At 26.7% G+C, this 13766-nt stretch carries 28 protein-coding genes and 1 pseudogene; 7 read left to right on the plus strand and 22 right to left on the minus strand.

Features of this window, described 5'->3' with window-relative positions:
* The 16 genes and pseudogenes from AJ887_RS09935 to AJ887_RS06925 all read right to left on the minus strand — a co-directional run.
* Positions 1-291 (minus strand): toxin-antitoxin system protein (locus AJ887_RS09935; protein ID WP_079860899.1); only part of this gene is annotated, 291 nt, incomplete at its 3' end.
* Between the two features lie 100 nt (positions 292-391).
* Positions 392-1441, minus strand: a complete 1050-nt coding sequence (locus AJ887_RS06870) for a RelA/SpoT domain-containing protein (protein WP_070240602.1) — start codon at positions 1439-1441, stop codon at positions 392-394.
* 18 nt (positions 1442-1459) lie between these two features.
* Entirely contained in the window at positions 1460-1714 is a 255-nt protein-coding gene (locus AJ887_RS06875; RefSeq protein WP_070240601.1) for a hypothetical protein, read from the minus strand.
* A 9-nt stretch (positions 1715-1723) separates the two neighbouring features.
* Positions 1724-2017, minus strand: coding sequence for a hypothetical protein (locus AJ887_RS06880; protein ID WP_070240600.1), 294 nt, complete (start codon positions 2015-2017; stop codon positions 1724-1726).
* A gap of 35 nt (positions 2018-2052) precedes the next feature.
* The gene (locus AJ887_RS06885) at positions 2053-2805 is read right to left on the minus strand and encodes a DNA-methyltransferase (RefSeq protein ID WP_070240599.1); all 753 of its coding nucleotides are present in this window, start codon (positions 2803-2805) and stop codon (positions 2053-2055) included.
* Between the two features lies 1 nt (position 2806).
* A complete protein-coding gene (locus tag AJ887_RS06890; RefSeq protein WP_059111150.1) occupies positions 2807-3064 on the minus strand; it encodes a hypothetical protein in 258 nt (85 codons plus the stop codon).
* Positions 3045-3740, minus strand: a complete 696-nt coding sequence (locus AJ887_RS06895; RefSeq protein WP_070240598.1) for a hypothetical protein — start codon at positions 3738-3740, stop codon at positions 3045-3047. Before AJ887_RS06895 ends, AJ887_RS06890 begins: the two co-directional genes overlap by 20 nt.
* Positions 3740-4474, minus strand: coding sequence for a hypothetical protein (locus AJ887_RS06900; RefSeq protein WP_070285028.1), 735 nt, complete (start codon positions 4472-4474; stop codon positions 3740-3742). Before AJ887_RS06900 ends, AJ887_RS06895 begins: the two co-directional genes overlap by 1 nt.
* Positions 4475-4477: 3 nt before the next feature.
* Positions 4478-5140, minus strand: a pseudogene (locus AJ887_RS06905) (hypothetical protein).
* A 143-nt stretch (positions 5141-5283) separates the two neighbouring features.
* Positions 5284-5442: a hypothetical protein gene (locus AJ887_RS10240; protein ID WP_002826568.1), complete on the minus strand. Its 159-nt coding sequence runs from the start codon at positions 5440-5442 to the stop codon at positions 5284-5286.
* A 203-nt stretch (positions 5443-5645) separates the two neighbouring features.
* Positions 5646-5888: a helix-turn-helix domain-containing protein gene (locus tag AJ887_RS06910; RefSeq protein ID WP_070240596.1), complete on the minus strand. Its 243-nt coding sequence runs from the start codon at positions 5886-5888 to the stop codon at positions 5646-5648.
* 1 nt (position 5889) lies between these two features.
* Positions 5890-6042, minus strand: a complete 153-nt coding sequence (locus tag AJ887_RS10245; protein ID WP_002881929.1) for a hypothetical protein — start codon at positions 6040-6042, stop codon at positions 5890-5892.
* On the minus strand, positions 6039-6293 hold the full coding sequence (locus tag AJ887_RS06915) for a hypothetical protein (RefSeq protein ID WP_002825847.1): 255 nt from the start codon (positions 6291-6293) through the stop codon (positions 6039-6041). Before AJ887_RS06915 ends, AJ887_RS10245 begins: the two co-directional genes overlap by 4 nt.
* Positions 6284-6553 (minus strand): hypothetical protein, encoded by a 270-nt coding sequence (locus tag AJ887_RS06920; protein ID WP_002874357.1) that lies wholly within the window; start codon positions 6551-6553, stop codon positions 6284-6286. The genes AJ887_RS06915 and AJ887_RS06920 overlap by 10 nt, the downstream gene beginning before the upstream one ends.
* Before the next feature lie 229 nt (positions 6554-6782).
* Positions 6783-6953 carry a hypothetical protein gene (locus AJ887_RS10250; RefSeq protein ID WP_002786775.1) on the minus strand — a complete coding sequence of 57 codons (171 nt, stop codon included), beginning with the start codon at positions 6951-6953 and terminating at the stop codon, positions 6783-6785.
* A gap of 495 nt (positions 6954-7448) precedes the next feature.
* On the minus strand, positions 7449-7721 hold the full coding sequence (locus AJ887_RS06925) for a hypothetical protein (RefSeq protein ID WP_070240595.1): 273 nt from the start codon (positions 7719-7721) through the stop codon (positions 7449-7451).
* Positions 7722-7771: 50 nt separating this feature from the next.
* On the opposite strand from AJ887_RS06925, the gene AJ887_RS10255 reads away from it, so the two are divergent.
* A complete protein-coding gene (locus AJ887_RS10255) occupies positions 7772-7912 on the plus strand; it encodes a hypothetical protein (RefSeq protein WP_002881938.1) in 141 nt (46 codons plus the stop codon).
* On the opposite strand, the gene AJ887_RS06930 is transcribed toward AJ887_RS10255, so the two are convergent.
* Entirely contained in the window at positions 7902-8093 is a 192-nt protein-coding gene (locus tag AJ887_RS06930; protein ID WP_070240594.1) for a hypothetical protein, read from the minus strand. The two genes, AJ887_RS10255 and AJ887_RS06930, sit on opposite strands and share 11 nt — an antisense overlap.
* 179 nt (positions 8094-8272) lie before the next feature.
* Between AJ887_RS06930 and AJ887_RS06935 the strand changes: the two genes are divergently transcribed.
* Both AJ887_RS06935 and AJ887_RS10460 read left to right on the plus strand, forming a co-directional pair.
* A complete protein-coding gene (locus tag AJ887_RS06935) occupies positions 8273-8827 on the plus strand; it encodes a sel1 repeat family protein (RefSeq protein WP_251988542.1) in 555 nt (184 codons plus the stop codon).
* Positions 8828-8895: 68 nt separating this feature from the next.
* Entirely contained in the window at positions 8896-9042 is a 147-nt protein-coding gene (locus AJ887_RS10460) for a Sel1 repeat protein (protein WP_079860511.1), read from the plus strand.
* 149 nt (positions 9043-9191) lie between these two features.
* On the opposite strand, the gene AJ887_RS06940 is transcribed toward AJ887_RS10460, so the two are convergent.
* The 4 genes from AJ887_RS06940 to AJ887_RS06950 form a co-directional block, all read right to left on the minus strand.
* Positions 9192-9509 carry a hypothetical protein gene (locus tag AJ887_RS06940; RefSeq protein ID WP_002881987.1) on the minus strand — a complete coding sequence of 106 codons (318 nt, stop codon included), beginning with the start codon at positions 9507-9509 and terminating at the stop codon, positions 9192-9194.
* Complete coding sequence (locus tag AJ887_RS06945; protein WP_002819544.1) at positions 9491-10027, minus strand: type II toxin-antitoxin system antitoxin SocA domain-containing protein; 537 nt, start codon at positions 10025-10027, stop codon at positions 9491-9493. Before AJ887_RS06945 ends, AJ887_RS06940 begins: the two co-directional genes overlap by 19 nt.
* A gap of 32 nt (positions 10028-10059) precedes the next feature.
* Positions 10060-10236 carry a hypothetical protein gene (locus AJ887_RS10260; RefSeq protein WP_002819537.1) on the minus strand — a complete coding sequence of 59 codons (177 nt, stop codon included), beginning with the start codon at positions 10234-10236 and terminating at the stop codon, positions 10060-10062.
* A 102-nt stretch (positions 10237-10338) separates the two neighbouring features.
* Positions 10339-11070: a helix-turn-helix transcriptional regulator gene (locus AJ887_RS06950; RefSeq protein ID WP_070240593.1), complete on the minus strand. Its 732-nt coding sequence runs from the start codon at positions 11068-11070 to the stop codon at positions 10339-10341.
* Between the two features lie 341 nt (positions 11071-11411).
* Here AJ887_RS06950 and AJ887_RS06955 point away from each other — a divergent pair, with 341 nt between their 5' ends.
* Positions 11412-11612: a hypothetical protein gene (locus AJ887_RS06955; protein WP_070240592.1), complete on the plus strand. Its 201-nt coding sequence runs from the start codon at positions 11412-11414 to the stop codon at positions 11610-11612.
* On the opposite strand, the gene AJ887_RS10265 is transcribed toward AJ887_RS06955, so the two are convergent.
* Positions 11609-11758, minus strand: a complete 150-nt coding sequence (locus AJ887_RS10265; protein ID WP_002785586.1) for a hypothetical protein — start codon at positions 11756-11758, stop codon at positions 11609-11611. The two genes, AJ887_RS06955 and AJ887_RS10265, sit on opposite strands and share 4 nt — an antisense overlap.
* A gap of 452 nt (positions 11759-12210) precedes the next feature.
* Here AJ887_RS10265 and AJ887_RS06965 point away from each other — a divergent pair, with 452 nt between their 5' ends.
* From AJ887_RS06965 to AJ887_RS10470, 3 genes are all read left to right on the plus strand, one after another.
* Positions 12211-13212, plus strand: a complete 1002-nt coding sequence (locus tag AJ887_RS06965; RefSeq protein WP_070240591.1) for a hypothetical protein — start codon at positions 12211-12213, stop codon at positions 13210-13212.
* Between the two features lie 10 nt (positions 13213-13222).
* Positions 13223-13459, plus strand: a complete 237-nt coding sequence (locus tag AJ887_RS10465) for a hypothetical protein (RefSeq protein WP_224374458.1) — start codon at positions 13223-13225, stop codon at positions 13457-13459.
* Between the two features lie 125 nt (positions 13460-13584).
* Entirely contained in the window at positions 13585-13731 is a 147-nt protein-coding gene (locus AJ887_RS10470; protein ID WP_234744289.1) for a hypothetical protein, read from the plus strand.
* The last annotated feature ends 35 nt before the right edge of the window (positions 13732-13766 follow it).

The following is a 13766-nucleotide window of genomic DNA, read 5'->3' on the forward strand; positions in this document are numbered from 1 at the left end:
TAAAAGTGCAACTTGTAAAGTGCCTTTATTGTCCTTAAATTTGTGAAATAAAAAGCCTTTTTTGTTTTTAGTCTTAGAACTTAAAGGTATGCCTAAAAATGTGCCATTATAAAAACTATTTATTACCAAAACAGGACGCGTAAAAAACTCATTTTTACCATAAACTTCGCTACCCACATTTAAACCAACGCTAAGCCAATAAATCTTTTTTGCGTTTGCCTTTCTGATTAAACTTGCTTTATTTAAACTTTTTTTGCGTTCATTCCACTTATCAAACTGCTCTTCATTCATAATTATCTTTCTTTTCTTTATAAAATCCATAAGCTAAAGCTATTGAAACTATAGCTAGAGTTACCGCACCAATTCCTAAAATAATATCCATTATAATTCCTTAATTTCCTGTGCTGTCATTTTTCTCCTTTATCTCATTAATTTCTTTTTTTATAGACCCGATAAACATACCACTATCAAGATAATAATTTGGATAAGCTTTTTTAAGGAGATTAAACTCATCTAAAGAAACTAAAACCACATCAGTATCTCCTTTTTCTTTGGATATTTGTTCTAATAAATCATAATCCCATTGTGCTTTTTGAAAGCTATTCTTTTTATATCCACGAATCATTAAAGTGTTTTCTGTAATATTGAGTTCCACAATAAAATAATAATTTTTCCTATCTGTTTGTTTTTCTATATTTTTGCCTAAAATTGCCAAACCTGATAAAGTTTGTAAAATATTAAACTCGCTATCAAGTTTTTGTATCTTTTTGCATATTTCAAACTTTGTAAATTTGCTATACTCTTCCAAGATATTAGTTTTTTCTATTATTGAAAATAAAGCACTACATAGTTTAAAAAATTCTTTATAATGTTCTTCACCTTCTCCTTGCTTTATTTTTGATTTTGTTTTCATTCCTAAAACTTCTACTGCTGTTGCCCAATTATGTTGCAACTGTGTTCTTATTTGTAGTTCTAAACATTTTTTTGAACCATCTTTGTATTCAAAAATTTGATGAATTGAACGATAACCATCTGATTTTGGTTGTTCAATATAATTACTTGTTTTTTCAAGCTTAAATTTTATGCTACCTTTTAAATAGGTATCATCCATTATTGTTTTAAACTCATTGACTTGCTCCATGGTTTTGAAAACAATTCTAACACCTGCTATATCTTGCATTCTATCTAAATTCATACTGCTAAAACGCTTTAACTTAATTTCTATAGAATTAAGTCTTTTAAGTCTTCTTGCTACAATTAAAGCTTTTAATTTATGTTTTTTTAGTTTTTTGTTAATAGAATTAACCATACTAGTCATAATAGAAATATGAATGCTACGCCAATTTGATATTATTTCATAATCTTTAAGAGTTGCTATGTTATTTCTAATATTTTCTCCAGCTTTTCTAACTTGCTGTTTTGTAACTTCAGTATCGCCCATAATATCTCCTATAATTCATTAATCCATTGTGTTATATTTATCCTTTAAACCCCATTTATTGCAAAGCAAATTTAAATCCGTATTTGTCTTTAAAAGTTCATCAAAATAAAGCTCTAGTTTATCAATATAAAGTCTAGCGCCTTTTAAATCATCATTTTGTATATTTTTAATTGCTAGATTTTTACTATCTTTGATAAGTCTTTGAAGCTCATCTTTTTTATCTTTAAGCTCAGTTAAACGACCTCTTGCGTAAGTAATTGTTTCTTCTTGCATTTTAATCCTTTATCTCATACAAAATTCAATCAGATCATCAATATCATTAAAATCATTTTTAGAAAAGTATAAATAAGCTTTAGGACTGATTAAAACTCCTGAAAAATCGCTATTGTTTTCTTTGTCGTATTTTAAAACTTTGCATTCTTTTAGAAAATGAATACAAGAGCTAAAGTCTATTTTATATTCTTTACAATCTTTGTTAAAGTCATCTGAAAAAAGTATGCTTTGATTTGGAAAATCATTTAAAAGTGTTTTTATAATACGTTTTGAAATAAGCTTAAAAGCTTTGAAATTTTGCATTAATTCTCCTTTATTTTATTTTATCAAAATTTTACTTAAGCAAATAAGCTTCTTTCTATATGTTTAAACATAATCTCATTAGCACTTTTAAAAAAGTCTTTTTTAATCTCAAAGCCATAAGCTTTGCGGTTTAAATTTGTAGCTGCTAAAAGAGTGCTTCCGCTTCCAGCACATGGATCTATAACAACATCGCCTGCATCTGTAAAAATAATGATTAATCTTTCTAGTAATTTAACAGGCTTTTGTGTGGGATGTACTTTAGGAATACCTTCATCTTTTTGCCAATCCATGCAGTTATAAATCATCTTGCCATCATTATTAAATTTTGGAAGTTTTTCACGATATAAGATTAAAGCATATTCACAATTTCCAACTATTTTCATATTTGCTTTTAAAACTTGAGATGAGTTTTGTTTTCTAAAAACCAAATTTATATAATGATTAAAGCCATATTTTTTAGCTACTTCAATTAACATTGTTTGTTGTTCAAAAGAGCAAAAAACAATCATACAAGGACTTTTACCGCATTCTTTAGGTTCTTTTATAAGCATTTTAGAGCAAAAGTGCATAAATTCGCTAACTCTAAAATCATTATCTGTGTCAAAAAATGCTTTGTTTGCTTTTTTGCTTTCTCCATTTTTATTATCCCCATTTATATACCATTCAGGAGATGAAGCATAAGCATTGTTGCCTAAATTATAAGGAATATCAGCTATTACGAGCTGTGCTTTTGGTATATTATATCTTTTAAAATTTTGAAAATGGTCGTTATATAAATTTGGTTTCATTCTAACTCCTTAAAAATTTTTCAACATCTTCAAAAGCTTTAACAATAAGCTTTTTTTCATGAAAGAAATTTCTTCCACTTGGCTTACTTTTGTAAATTTTGTAAGCCTTTCTGAGTTCTTTTTTGCTTATGTGATTTTTATAATTTATTTTCTCGATTTTTATTTCATTTTGTTTAGCAAATTCGCAAAAACAAGTTCTTCTTTCACTAAATGGTATGATTTTTACAATTTCAAGATAATTAGAACGGCAAACTTTCATCATCATCTCCTATTTCGATATATTTTTCATTGTTAGGATTTTTTACTTCATTTCCATAAGGATTATAGCTTTGATTTTCTTTTGGAATAAATGATTTATTATTGTCATTATTTAAAGATTTATGCCTTGCTTTAAAAGATTTTATAGATAAAGGCTCTTTATTATTTTGAAACTCATCCATGTTTTGCATTTTTTCATTAAAAATTCTATCAAGAAAGATTTTGTTAGCAGGTTCTCCATTTTTACTTAAATATTCTTCTGTTCCAAAACCTAAAACTAAAAGTTTATTAACTAAAGAATTTAGATAAATAACTTCAGTCTGCACTCCAAAAACATTCTCATTTCCCTTTTCGCTAAAATCAAGTTCATCAATTCCAAAGAATTTCATAATAGCGTTTAATTGTCTAAATCCTAAATAATTTTCTTTTTCTCCATTTTTATTGATATAGCTAAAATCGTTATTTTTAGCTACAAAAAGATTAAAAATAGCTAGTTTTTGCTCTTTTCTGGTTAAAAATTCAAAACAAATAAAAGTATTATTGCTTCCATCGCTTGCCAATTTATCATATAAAAAGGCTTTGCGGAAAATTCCGCTATAAAGCCCACCTTCACTTAAATACTCTACACTTGGCGAATAATTTGCCACTTCAAAACTTGCCTTAAATGCTGGTAACATTATAATTCTCCTTTTAATTGTGTTAAAAATTCATCTTTATTACTTAGAACTTCTTGTATTTTTTCACTTGTAAATAAAGAATGTTTTTTTATAAAATTGTTTTGCTCTTGGGTGTTTAAACCATTATCACACATAAATTTTCTAAGTTCAGCACCTAAAGCTTTTAATTCTTTTGCTTTATTTTCTATAGCTTTTTCATCACTACCCCAAACTTTTAAATCTTCATTTGGATTTAAAAATCGCTTTTCCTTTATTGTTTCTAATTCACTCTCATCAAGCATTCCAAGTCCGCAAATACTTAAGGTTACACGCCTTTTTGCTTTTGTGATAGCTTTCATTATTGCGTTTGCTAAATTATCGCCACCTAAATTTTTAATATTTAAAGCACCTGTATCGCAATCAGTTCTTCCATCTGGTGTTGCTGCGTAGGCTGTAACCATATAAATATCGCCAACTTGTGCCACTTCTGCTTTTGTAATACTTACTTTTCTTATTTGTCTTAGCTGATCTGTTGCTGATTTATTTGCATATAAAGTAAGTTTGCCATTTAATACTATGTATTCAAAAGGCTTTGTAAGCATGTTTAAGCCTAAACTTTCACAAAGATTTTTAACATAACTCGCTCGTTCTACATCACTAAGTTTTGATAAATCACCTTTTACCAAAGCCAACTCATAAGGATTAAAATTTATTTCTAATTTATTTTCTTCTTTTAATACAACTTCATTACTCATTTTTCATCTCCTTAATATCTTTTTCCATTTTTCTTCGCATTTTTCATAATTTTGCCAATACTTAAGCTCTTTTTCTAATTTATTTAAAACAGCTTCAAAAACAGTATCTTTTCCTATTTTTTCGGCAAATAAACTCATTTCCCATTCTTTTATGCAAACCATATCATAATCCTTGGCTAAGATTTTTCTAAGTTCAAGTAGTTCTTTTTCACTAAGTTTTCTTTTAAAGCTTAGCTACTTTTTATGTTCTAAGTCGTATTTTAGGGCTTTGATTTTGTTTTCATAATGTTCCTTTTGTTGTTTTAATTGAGATTTATAACCTATTTTTTGATGATGATTTAAAGAATTAAGCCTTAGATTTTCATCGCTTAGGGTTTTAAATCTAGCCTGTGTTTGCTCTCTTAAAAGCTTAGCTACTTTTTTGCGGTATTCTTTAGCCTTAGGACTTTTTATAAAAAAGCCTAGCATATAAACACCTTCTAAGGTCCATTTGATTACTCTTTGTCTTCCGCCTTTGGTTTGCTCATAATCATAGAAATAGTGTATATTTTCTATGAGCTCATCAGCGTGATAGTTTTTAGTGCTATTTATGTTTTGTTTTGAAGTTTCATAAGATATTGCAACTTCTGTATTTAAAAAAATTGTTTTTGGGGTTAAAGTTTGCATAATTACTCCTGCTTTTTAATTTAAAAGCAAGAGTGTTTTATAAGTTTAGTGTTGTTTTTTTACCTTTTTATAAGCTTTGTAAGCCTCATAAGAAGCAATAATAAGGCAAATTGTTAAAAATCCACTGATTATATATTCGCCGCTCATTTTTTCTCCTTTCTATCTGCATAAATACTAAGTGCCATAAGTGCCACACTGCCAAACACTATATAAGTGTTATTTAGTGTGATGTTGCCACTAAGTAAAGCATAATTACCATTGACAAATAAGCCAAGTCCTATGTTCTTAAGTAACTCTAACATAGTCAAATTTTAACAAAACTAACTTAAAACACTCTTACTTTAAAAGAACATTACAGAATTATTCTGTATTCTTAGAGTAATTATACATAAATATTATATAAAAGTCAATATATTTTATAGAAAATATATATATTTTTTAAAAATAAATATATAAATTTTCTGTATTTTAAAGGTATAAAGAATTTCTTTACACCTTTAAATGCTTATTTTTGAAGCTCTTTAAATAATCTTACAAACTCATCAAGCATTTTAAGTCTTGTTTTTAAACGATGATTTTCTAATACCAAATTTAAAGATTTTTTAGCTTGTAAAGGCAAATCATTATCATTAGCTACCCATTTTTGAATAGTAGTAAGATGCACCCCCAAAATCTCGCTTAACTCCTTTTGTGTGATATTTAACTCTTTACAAACTCTTTTAACAATGTTTTCTTTCTCTTCTGCCATGCTACTCCTTTTTACTGGTTATTTTAACATAATCGCTTAAAATTTTAACTATTTGAGTTGCTAAAGGGCGGTATTCTTTATCTGCTATTTTTTGCAACTCTTCTTTTAATTCTAATGGAATTCTTATACTTAGCGGTTTTGTTTGTTTTTTCATAATTCTTTCTCCTTTAATCTTTTTACTTCTTTAATAGCTTTATCATCATTTTTAAAAACGCCTATAAGCCCTAAAGCATCAAGTATTTTTATACGAAAATTACTAAGTTTTACATTGATTTCAATTTCTTCTTCTAACTTCAATGAAATTTCATTTATAGCAGTATCTTTTAATGCTATTACACCTTTTAGCCTTTGAATTTCTTTTTCTAAATATCTTATTTTTTCATTTTTTTTACTATTTAGGAACATAGTTTCGACCTTTCTTTTATATAAAGAAGCTCATAAATTTTATTTTGCAAAGAGCTAATTTCTTTTATATTTTTCATATTTGCTTCTATTTGATCTTTTAACTCTTTTAAAAGTTCTATTTTTTCATTTTCAAGATTAGAAATTTCAGTTTTTAAAGATTTATTTTCATCTTTTAAAGACTTATTTAGCTTCATTTCTTTTCTATATTCATCTTTACTTAGTTTTATAATGACTTGTTCTTTTGTGTGATAAGCTTTCATTTTTTCTCCTTTTAGATTAATGCTTAAAAAGGACAACTGAGTTCTTTAAAATAGTAGAAATAAAACAAAAAGGCGAATTCTCAAGTAGTAAAGTTGCCCCATTTAAGCATTAAAGGAGCTTAAGAAAAGCCAAGAGCCTTGCTCTCTTGGCGTGAGTATTGTTTAAGTATAGGCTAAGCAAGGCTATTCTATAATTTTAGTGGTTTTTTAGTTTAGTTGATTGATTATTTCAATCAACTTTTTTACTATTTCTAACAATAAAAAAGCAATTTTTAAAAACTTCTCTATCATCAAAAACAGCTCCTTCCCCACCAAGAGAAATTAGCCACTTAAACAATGTTATTTTATCAAATTTATTTTTATTTTTGATAAAGCCGAGTAAATCCGCAAGTCTCGGCATTGTATAATCGTTTAAGTTTATGCTAAGCGGATTTGGTTAAAATTTGTCTGTGTTTTATAAAAGTGTGGCTATTTAATTGTAAAGTCTTAATAGCTCTAAAACTAATTGTAAAATTAGAATTAAAATAGTTATTAATTTTTCAATCATTCTAGCCTCCTTTCTCAACACCGAGACAAGTTAGCAACTTAAACTTTATAATTATACTTTCTTTTTCTTAAACTCTTGATTTTCTGTCGTTTTTAAAGTGCAAGAAAACCTTAAAAATAGCACTATAAACAATAATAACGAGCCAAGTTTATGGATAACTTGCTAACCCTTCCGCTATGTTATTGCTATTGTTTTATCCGAAATAAATTCGTTTAAAACCGCTTTGCTAAAGCCCCCGTCCCACTTCGTGGGTAAGAGTAAAGCAAAGAAAAGAACATTAGCAATTAAGCTTAATTTTCAAGCGGTCAAAAGCTTAAGAAAGCCCTTTTTAAAGGACTTGTTAAACTTTTAAAAAAGCTTTTTACATTGTTTTTCGAATTTTCTAACTCTCTCTAAAAGCTCATAAGCATTTTTTATAAATTCATCTCCATAAGCTTGTAAAGATATTGCTATTTCTTCATCATCTTCTAAGCTTATTTCCAAAGAGTTTTTAAAATCTTGCAAGTTTGCAAATATATTTTCTAAATTCTCTTTGCTTTCAAACTCATTTGTAATTAATTCTTTTGTTTGGCTAGAAATTCTTTTTTCTTCTCTATCAAAATAAAAATCTGTAAAACTCATTTTTTATCCTTTTTTAGTTATAATCACTTTCACTCTAGGAAGGTGATGTAATGGACGAAATACAAAGCTTAAAAGCTCAACTTAATAATCTTCTTTTAAGAGTTAGCGAGCTAGAAAGTAAAGTCGCAACCCTTGAAAAAAGACTAGATGACAAAGATTTTCAAGTTTTAAACGAAACTCCTAATCTTTGAGAGAAATAACAAATCCTTTGTTTTCAAACGCTTCTTTGGTGATTAAGTTTTTAACTGCATTATGAAGAACATTAGCTAAAAACTCTTCCAAAGAAGTGTAACTTTTTGAATAATTTCTTTCAAAGGCTATTTCTAGCATTTTTTTAATATCAGGTCTTAAATCTAATTTAACCTCTAGCATTTTTTTATCCTTTTTGTTTTGTTGAAATAATTGTAGTATTACTACACTTAAACTATGCTTAAATAATAGTAGTATTCCTACATTTTTTAAAAATATTTTTTTGGTATAATTTTTTAATGGGAAGATGAAAAATCTAAAAATATTTAAAAATATTTTTAGAAAATTGGAAGGATTAAAATTTGAGAATAATACTAGCTTTATTTATATATATTTACGCCTTTGGGGTTGATGTATGTGAGCGAAGAGATATTGAAATGTCTGCATATATAGAAAAACACGCCGTTGGTTATAAAAACAAAAATTTTAACCTTCCAGAAGAAAAACTATACAAAAAATCTTTTAGTGATTGCTATGATAAAAAGAATAAAGAAGCTTGTTTGTATATTTATAATAATTTTGCTATAGATGAAAATTTTAAAATTGAGAGCAATATATTTAATTTGATTACAATAATGACTTATGTTGGTTTAACTCTTGATATAGACAAAGATAAAAAGTATAAAGAAATTAATCGATTGATAGCTTTAGATAGTTGGAAAAAAGCGTCAGAATTGATAGATTTTGTTTTGAGTAAAACCAATGATACAAAAACTATAGAGGGGCTAAAATTACTAAAAAAGATGAGTGATTTTGAAATTAATCGGGCTTATGCATGTCCTTTGTATCATAATGATAAATTACAATCTGATAAAATAGATATGCCTTGTGCCTGTAAAAAAATACTGCACTTTTAATAAAACCAGATACTATAAAACGAGCTTTTTTAAATTTAAAACTTTTATGTGATAAATATAAAGATAGCGTGAGTTGTGGAGTTGTTGGCGGACTTTATGAGAATGGCAAAGGCGTAAGGATAAATTTTAAACAAGCAAAAAAATATTATGGTTTAGCTTGTGATGGTGGTTATCAACTTGGTTGCGATGGATATAAAAGGCTGATGGGGTATTGATAGTATAAGTAAAATAAAGACTAAAATTTACCACAATCAGTTTTATAACTTTTTATACTCTTGCCAACTTGCAAGTAGTTTCACTTGGTTTGTATTGATTATAATCAGCAAAAGCTAAAATAGCTAATAATGATAAGATTATGAGTTTTTCATTTATTTATAAGGGATTTTATTTCAATTCTCATTTCTTCACATATAAAACAAAATAATTTGGCTTTAAATTCTACTAAGAAATCTTTAAAATTTTTTGTTGCGCAAACTAATAAATCATAAAATTCCACTAATTTCTTTTCATCGAAATTGCGTATTAAATCTAAAATTTCTTTTACATCACTTTTTTCATTTAATTTTGAAAATGTTACTCTAATATATTTTCCAAATTCACTATAAGCATATGTTTCGTTTTTTAATTTATAGGTTGATACTAAAAATCTTATTATATTAATAGCTAAATTTGGAATAGGCATTCGTATTCCTTAGCTTTTTGGTTAATTAAAGCAAATTTATACTTCTCATCTTCTAATTTTTTACCATCTAGCTTTGAGTTAATTCTCTCAAATAAATCTTCAAAAGAATAATTATCAAAGTTAAAATCACAATCGAATGGAGTTAGATTATAAAACACTAAAGAGTGAATATAATCAATCATTTTTTTAAATGATTTTCCCATTGTTTTTTGGTCAAATCTATTAAGATTATATTCTTTTAATATTTCATCTATTTTTTCTTTAACTTCGTTTGAGCATTCTGAATTTGGTTTAGGGTCATCTAAAGCTTTTGCTACATCAAGACTAAAAGGTCCAAATTTATAACTTTTAAAATTTATACCGATAAACGGTCTTGAATGTTGTTGATAATATTTCAACTCTAATAAAAATAATATTTTTTGATAAAGCCTTGCCATTAATGCGTCTTTACTTATCTTTTTAAGATAAGATACGGCTTCAATTAATCTTTTTTCCGATGCTGCATCCATTTTCCTCATTATATATCCTTTTTTGGAAATTAATATAATCTTTATGATACTAATTTATTTGCTAAAACAACTAAATTCTTTTTATCTTTTTTCTGAAATAACTTTTCTTTCTGTGGCTTGTGCATCTTTAAGCTTATTAGAAATTTTCCATAATTTGATAATTTCATCTTAATTTGCTTACCGTAAAAACCATTCCAAAATGATTGTATTTTTGTCATAAGTTTTCTTTCTCTATAATTAAACAAACCTAAAATATTTTATATTATACTGCACTTTGTTAAATAAAAACTTTAAATAAAAATAAAACCATTGCTTAAAATTCATCCCACCACTTCTATAAAATTTTTAAAGGTTTCAACAGCCATTTTTGATACTACAGCACCTAAGATCTCGCATTGTTCAAATTCGCTATTATCTACTTTTTTATCCTCGTATTTTTTATTTTCAGAAACTAAAAAAATATAATCTTCAAAAGGTTCTTTTTTAATTTTTTTACAAAATAAATCATCATTTTTTCTAAAAATAACAATATCTGCATTTGAAATAGTCTCAAGTGAATTTTTACTTCTATCTATAATAATAAAATCTCCATTAGATAAAATAGGTTCCATACTATCGCCATTAATTTTTATAATATCATAACTCTTCTTTATAGGTATATCTAAAATTTCTTTTAGAAAATTTTCATCAACGGAAACTATTTTAACTTCTTCACTTTGAGATGAGGTTCCAAGTCCTGCACTTGCATAAATATCTGGGAAATATCTGAAATTTATTTGATTATCATCTTGTAAAAAAGATTTTATATTATCATTTACTGGAGCAAGTTTACTAACTGGCACTTCTAAAACTTTTGCCATAGTTATAATATTTTTGTAATCCTCAGGTTGATTGTTTTCACTTCTATACCAATAAGTTATTCCATCTAAAGTGATTTCATATCCATTTTCTGAAAGCATCTGTGCAAATTTTGCTCTGCTTATTTTTTTTTCTTTTAAAATTTGTGATAAATATTCTTTATCAAGCTTATAAAATGTTTTATTTTTTTCCATTTTTTATCCACCTTATTAATTGTAGTAATTATACATCGACTATTTAAAAAAATATATGTAGTATATTTACATATTTTTTAAACTTAATTTTATAGTAGTTATGCTACATTTTTAAAAATATTTTTAGGAATTGTAAGAATATGAATAGAAAAAAATTAAAAAAATACTACTTGATTATTATAGTAAAGATGGCGTTGGAAGTATTTTAAGCTCTAGAATAGGAATTAAAGTTCAAGTAGCCGGAGAACTTTGGGAAAAACATCAAATACCACCTAATATTTGGGGTAAAAATAATAGGAATAAATTGCTTAAATTTTTGGGAGAAAAAGAAAGGATAGAGAATGAAAAAGACAATGAAAAGGGTTAGGATTGAAATTGATATTAGCGATGAAACCTATGAGATAATGCTTAAGCTTATGAAAAAAAGAAAATATGAAAAAGTAGAAGATTTACTCTTTGCATATATGGGAACTATGTATAAAATGGAGCTTGCTGGTGCTTTGCTTGAGAATGATAAAAATCTAAGTCTTATTAAGACTTAGATTTCTCCTAAGTAATTTGGAGTTTGGGTAGAGTATGGTTTAGGTTGTGCAGCTTGTTCTAGCTGTTTTATCCTGTTTTCTAACTCTTCGATTTTTTCCATAAGATAAGGGATGTTTTTTAACAAGTTTAAATCTTTGTCATCCATTTTGATAAGTCCTTTCTTGATTTGGTGCAAAAAAATTATAGCAAAGGACTTTTTAAAACGGATTAAAGGTTAAAAAATGGCTTTTATAGTGGGATTTTCAATAGGTTTTTTAGTTTATTTTTTAATTTGGAAAATCTTTTTTTAGGTCGGTGATATATGCAGTATGATTTTAATTTAGAACATTTATTCCCTTGTAAAAAATGGCAAGAAGTTTTAAAATGCTTACCATTTCTCAAGTGCATTGTAATGGGTGTTTCTAGAAAATTTATAGCATCACATTTTGTTTTAAAAATAGAATATTTTATAAAATTACAAATTGTAAAACCTACAAGAATTCCGCAAACGAATCCAAATAATAATGGAATTACATTCTCTTTGTTTTCAAGAAAATTAAAAAACATTTCAATCATAAAAAGCCTTTTTAATTTAAATTATAACATAAAGGAGCGTTAGTGATACCAAATTTTATAGCAAGTTTTGATGTAGCTTTGGGGCGTAAAAGCCTAAGAGAGAGAAAAGGCTATTTGAAATTATCAAACACTATAGCTTATGGTGGTCTTAGTGTTGATGCTTTAGCATTGTATATTCAATTAGCAAAGCTTAGTGAAAAAACGATTGTAAGTGAGATCTATCTAAGAGAGTTTATAAAAGTTAAAAATAATCAAAGAATTAGTTTAAATAGACTAAGAATTGCTAAAAAAGAATTAATTGAACTCAGACTTTTAGAAATTAAAAAGGTTAGAAATGGATCTTTAAATTTTTATGAATGGATTTTAAAAGATGAAAATTATCAAGTTAAAAAGCATTTTAACAAATCTTTATCTTTGCTTAAAAACAGTGATGAAAAGCTAAGCAAAACTCTTAAAAATAACACTTCATCAATCGACAGAAAATTAACTACTGAAAACGAAAAAAAAGAGAATTTGCATTATATAGAAACACGCACGCACGCACACGATAATAAATTTATAAATAATATAAATATTAATAATAATAAATTTATAAAAAAAGAGAATTTAGAAAATTTAAAAAATAATCAAGAAAAGAAAGAACGCGTTTCTAATCAAAACGCCTCTTTTGTGACGAGCTTTATTGATTTTAGCAAAAAGGAGTTAGAGAAAATGGCAAAAAAAGAGTTTAAAGTCCCAAATGCAAATGAACTCATGAGACAAATAATAGCTTTTAATGAGAAAAATGGCACAAACTTTGGTGAAGAGTTGGCTAATGATTTTATAGGCTATTGGGATGCTAGGGAATGGAAAAGAAATGGAAAAAGAATGTCAAGTGTGGCAGGAAGTCTTTATACATGGCTTAAATACGCTAAAGAAAATGAAACAAGAAAAAATCAGCGTTTTAACAGAAAAAAAGAAGCCAATCCTAGTGTGGTTGATAGCTTGATGGAGTATTACGGAATGAAAGATGAGAACAAAAACAAGCTCTTAGGATGCTTTTAAGGAGTAAAAAATGCAAGAAAAAATACAAATTTTAATGGACTTATTGGAAATTAATAAGGCTCAGGCAACTGATATTGTAGGTAGATATCTCAAAAGCGTTAAGGATATTCATGCTTTCTTAGATTTTTATTTTGAAACTTTAGAAAGAGAGAATATCGTAGGGACAACCTATGAGAAATTAAGAAGAGTTTGCAAAAGAGCTGAAATCGAGTTTAAAAAGCGTTTTGAAGACAAAGAATTTTTTTAGAATGGTTAAAAAATAAATATAAAAATAGTCCATTTTTTAGATTGCTTGAAAGTGATTTTAAATACTCATATGTTTGTTATGATGGACAGGGCAACCTTTTTAAACGATTAGCAAAATCAATTAATATGTTGGTTTGTCTAAATAATTTTGGAGAATTAACCTACGAAGATGGAGAAATGCTAAAAAATAACGAATTTAAACACGCTTTAATAGATTTTATATTTAAAAATCAAGAGCGCATAGGAAAAGATATATATAAATACTTCTTATAAGATAAAAGGATATACATCTTTAAGCCATGAAGAAG

Source organism: Campylobacter sp. BCW_6466 (genome assembly GCF_001762835.1).
GTDB classification, from domain to species: domain Bacteria; phylum Campylobacterota; class Campylobacteria; order Campylobacterales; family Campylobacteraceae; genus Campylobacter_D; species Campylobacter_D jejuni.

Excerpts from the sequence above, each read along its gene's own strand:
- AJ887_RS06870 (WP_070240602.1), bottom strand. The coding sequence starts at position 1,441 with ATGGGCGATACTGAAGTTACAAAACAGCAAGTTAGAAAAGCTGGAGAA.
- AJ887_RS06875 (WP_070240601.1), bottom strand. The coding sequence starts at position 1,714 with ATGCAAGAAGAAACAATTACTTACGCAAGAGGTCGTTTAACTGAGCTT.
- AJ887_RS06880 (WP_070240600.1), bottom strand. The coding sequence starts at position 2,017 with ATGCAAAATTTCAAAGCTTTTAAGCTTATTTCAAAACGTATTATAAAA.
- AJ887_RS06885 (WP_070240599.1), bottom strand. The coding sequence starts at position 2,805 with ATGAAACCAAATTTATATAACGACCATTTTCAAAATTTTAAAAGATAT.
- AJ887_RS06890 (WP_059111150.1), bottom strand. The coding sequence starts at position 3,064 with ATGAAAGTTTGCCGTTCTAATTATCTTGAAATTGTAAAAATCATACCA.
- AJ887_RS06895 (WP_070240598.1), bottom strand. The coding sequence starts at position 3,740 with ATGTTACCAGCATTTAAGGCAAGTTTTGAAGTGGCAAATTATTCGCCA.
- AJ887_RS06900 (WP_070285028.1), bottom strand. The coding sequence starts at position 4,474 with ATGAGTAATGAAGTTGTATTAAAAGAAGAAAATAAATTAGAAATAAAT.
- AJ887_RS10240 (WP_002826568.1), bottom strand. The coding sequence starts at position 5,442 with ATGTTAGAGTTACTTAAGAACATAGGACTTGGCTTATTTGTCAATGGT.
- AJ887_RS06910 (WP_070240596.1), bottom strand. The coding sequence starts at position 5,888 with ATGGCAGAAGAGAAAGAAAACATTGTTAAAAGAGTTTGTAAAGAGTTA.
- AJ887_RS10245 (WP_002881929.1), bottom strand. The coding sequence starts at position 6,042 with ATGAAAAAACAAACAAAACCGCTAAGTATAAGAATTCCATTAGAATTA.
- AJ887_RS06915 (WP_002825847.1), bottom strand. The coding sequence starts at position 6,293 with ATGTTCCTAAATAGTAAAAAAAATGAAAAAATAAGATATTTAGAAAAA.
- AJ887_RS06920 (WP_002874357.1), bottom strand. The coding sequence starts at position 6,553 with ATGAAAGCTTATCACACAAAAGAACAAGTCATTATAAAACTAAGTAAA.
- AJ887_RS10250 (WP_002786775.1), bottom strand. The coding sequence starts at position 6,953 with ATGCCGAGACTTGCGGATTTACTCGGCTTTATCAAAAATAAAAATAAA.
- AJ887_RS06925 (WP_070240595.1), bottom strand. The coding sequence starts at position 7,721 with ATGAGTTTTACAGATTTTTATTTTGATAGAGAAGAAAAAAGAATTTCT.
- AJ887_RS10255 (WP_002881938.1), top strand. The coding sequence starts at position 7,772 with ATGGACGAAATACAAAGCTTAAAAGCTCAACTTAATAATCTTCTTTTA.
- AJ887_RS06930 (WP_070240594.1), bottom strand. The coding sequence starts at position 8,093 with ATGCTAGAGGTTAAATTAGATTTAAGACCTGATATTAAAAAAATGCTA.
- AJ887_RS06940 (WP_002881987.1), bottom strand. The coding sequence starts at position 9,509 with ATGCCTATTCCAAATTTAGCTATTAATATAATAAGATTTTTAGTATCA.
- AJ887_RS06945 (WP_002819544.1), bottom strand. The coding sequence starts at position 10,027 with ATGAGGAAAATGGATGCAGCATCGGAAAAAAGATTAATTGAAGCCGTA.
- AJ887_RS10260 (WP_002819537.1), bottom strand. The coding sequence starts at position 10,236 with ATGACAAAAATACAATCATTTTGGAATGGTTTTTACGGTAAGCAAATT.
- AJ887_RS06950 (WP_070240593.1), bottom strand. The coding sequence starts at position 11,070 with ATGGAAAAAAATAAAACATTTTATAAGCTTGATAAAGAATATTTATCA.
- AJ887_RS06955 (WP_070240592.1), top strand. The coding sequence starts at position 11,412 with ATGAAAAAGACAATGAAAAGGGTTAGGATTGAAATTGATATTAGCGAT.
- AJ887_RS10265 (WP_002785586.1), bottom strand. The coding sequence starts at position 11,758 with ATGGATGACAAAGATTTAAACTTGTTAAAAAACATCCCTTATCTTATG.
- AJ887_RS10465 (WP_224374458.1), top strand. The coding sequence starts at position 13,223 with ATGCAAGAAAAAATACAAATTTTAATGGACTTATTGGAAATTAATAAG.
- AJ887_RS10470 (WP_234744289.1), top strand. The coding sequence starts at position 13,585 with ATGTTGGTTTGTCTAAATAATTTTGGAGAATTAACCTACGAAGATGGA.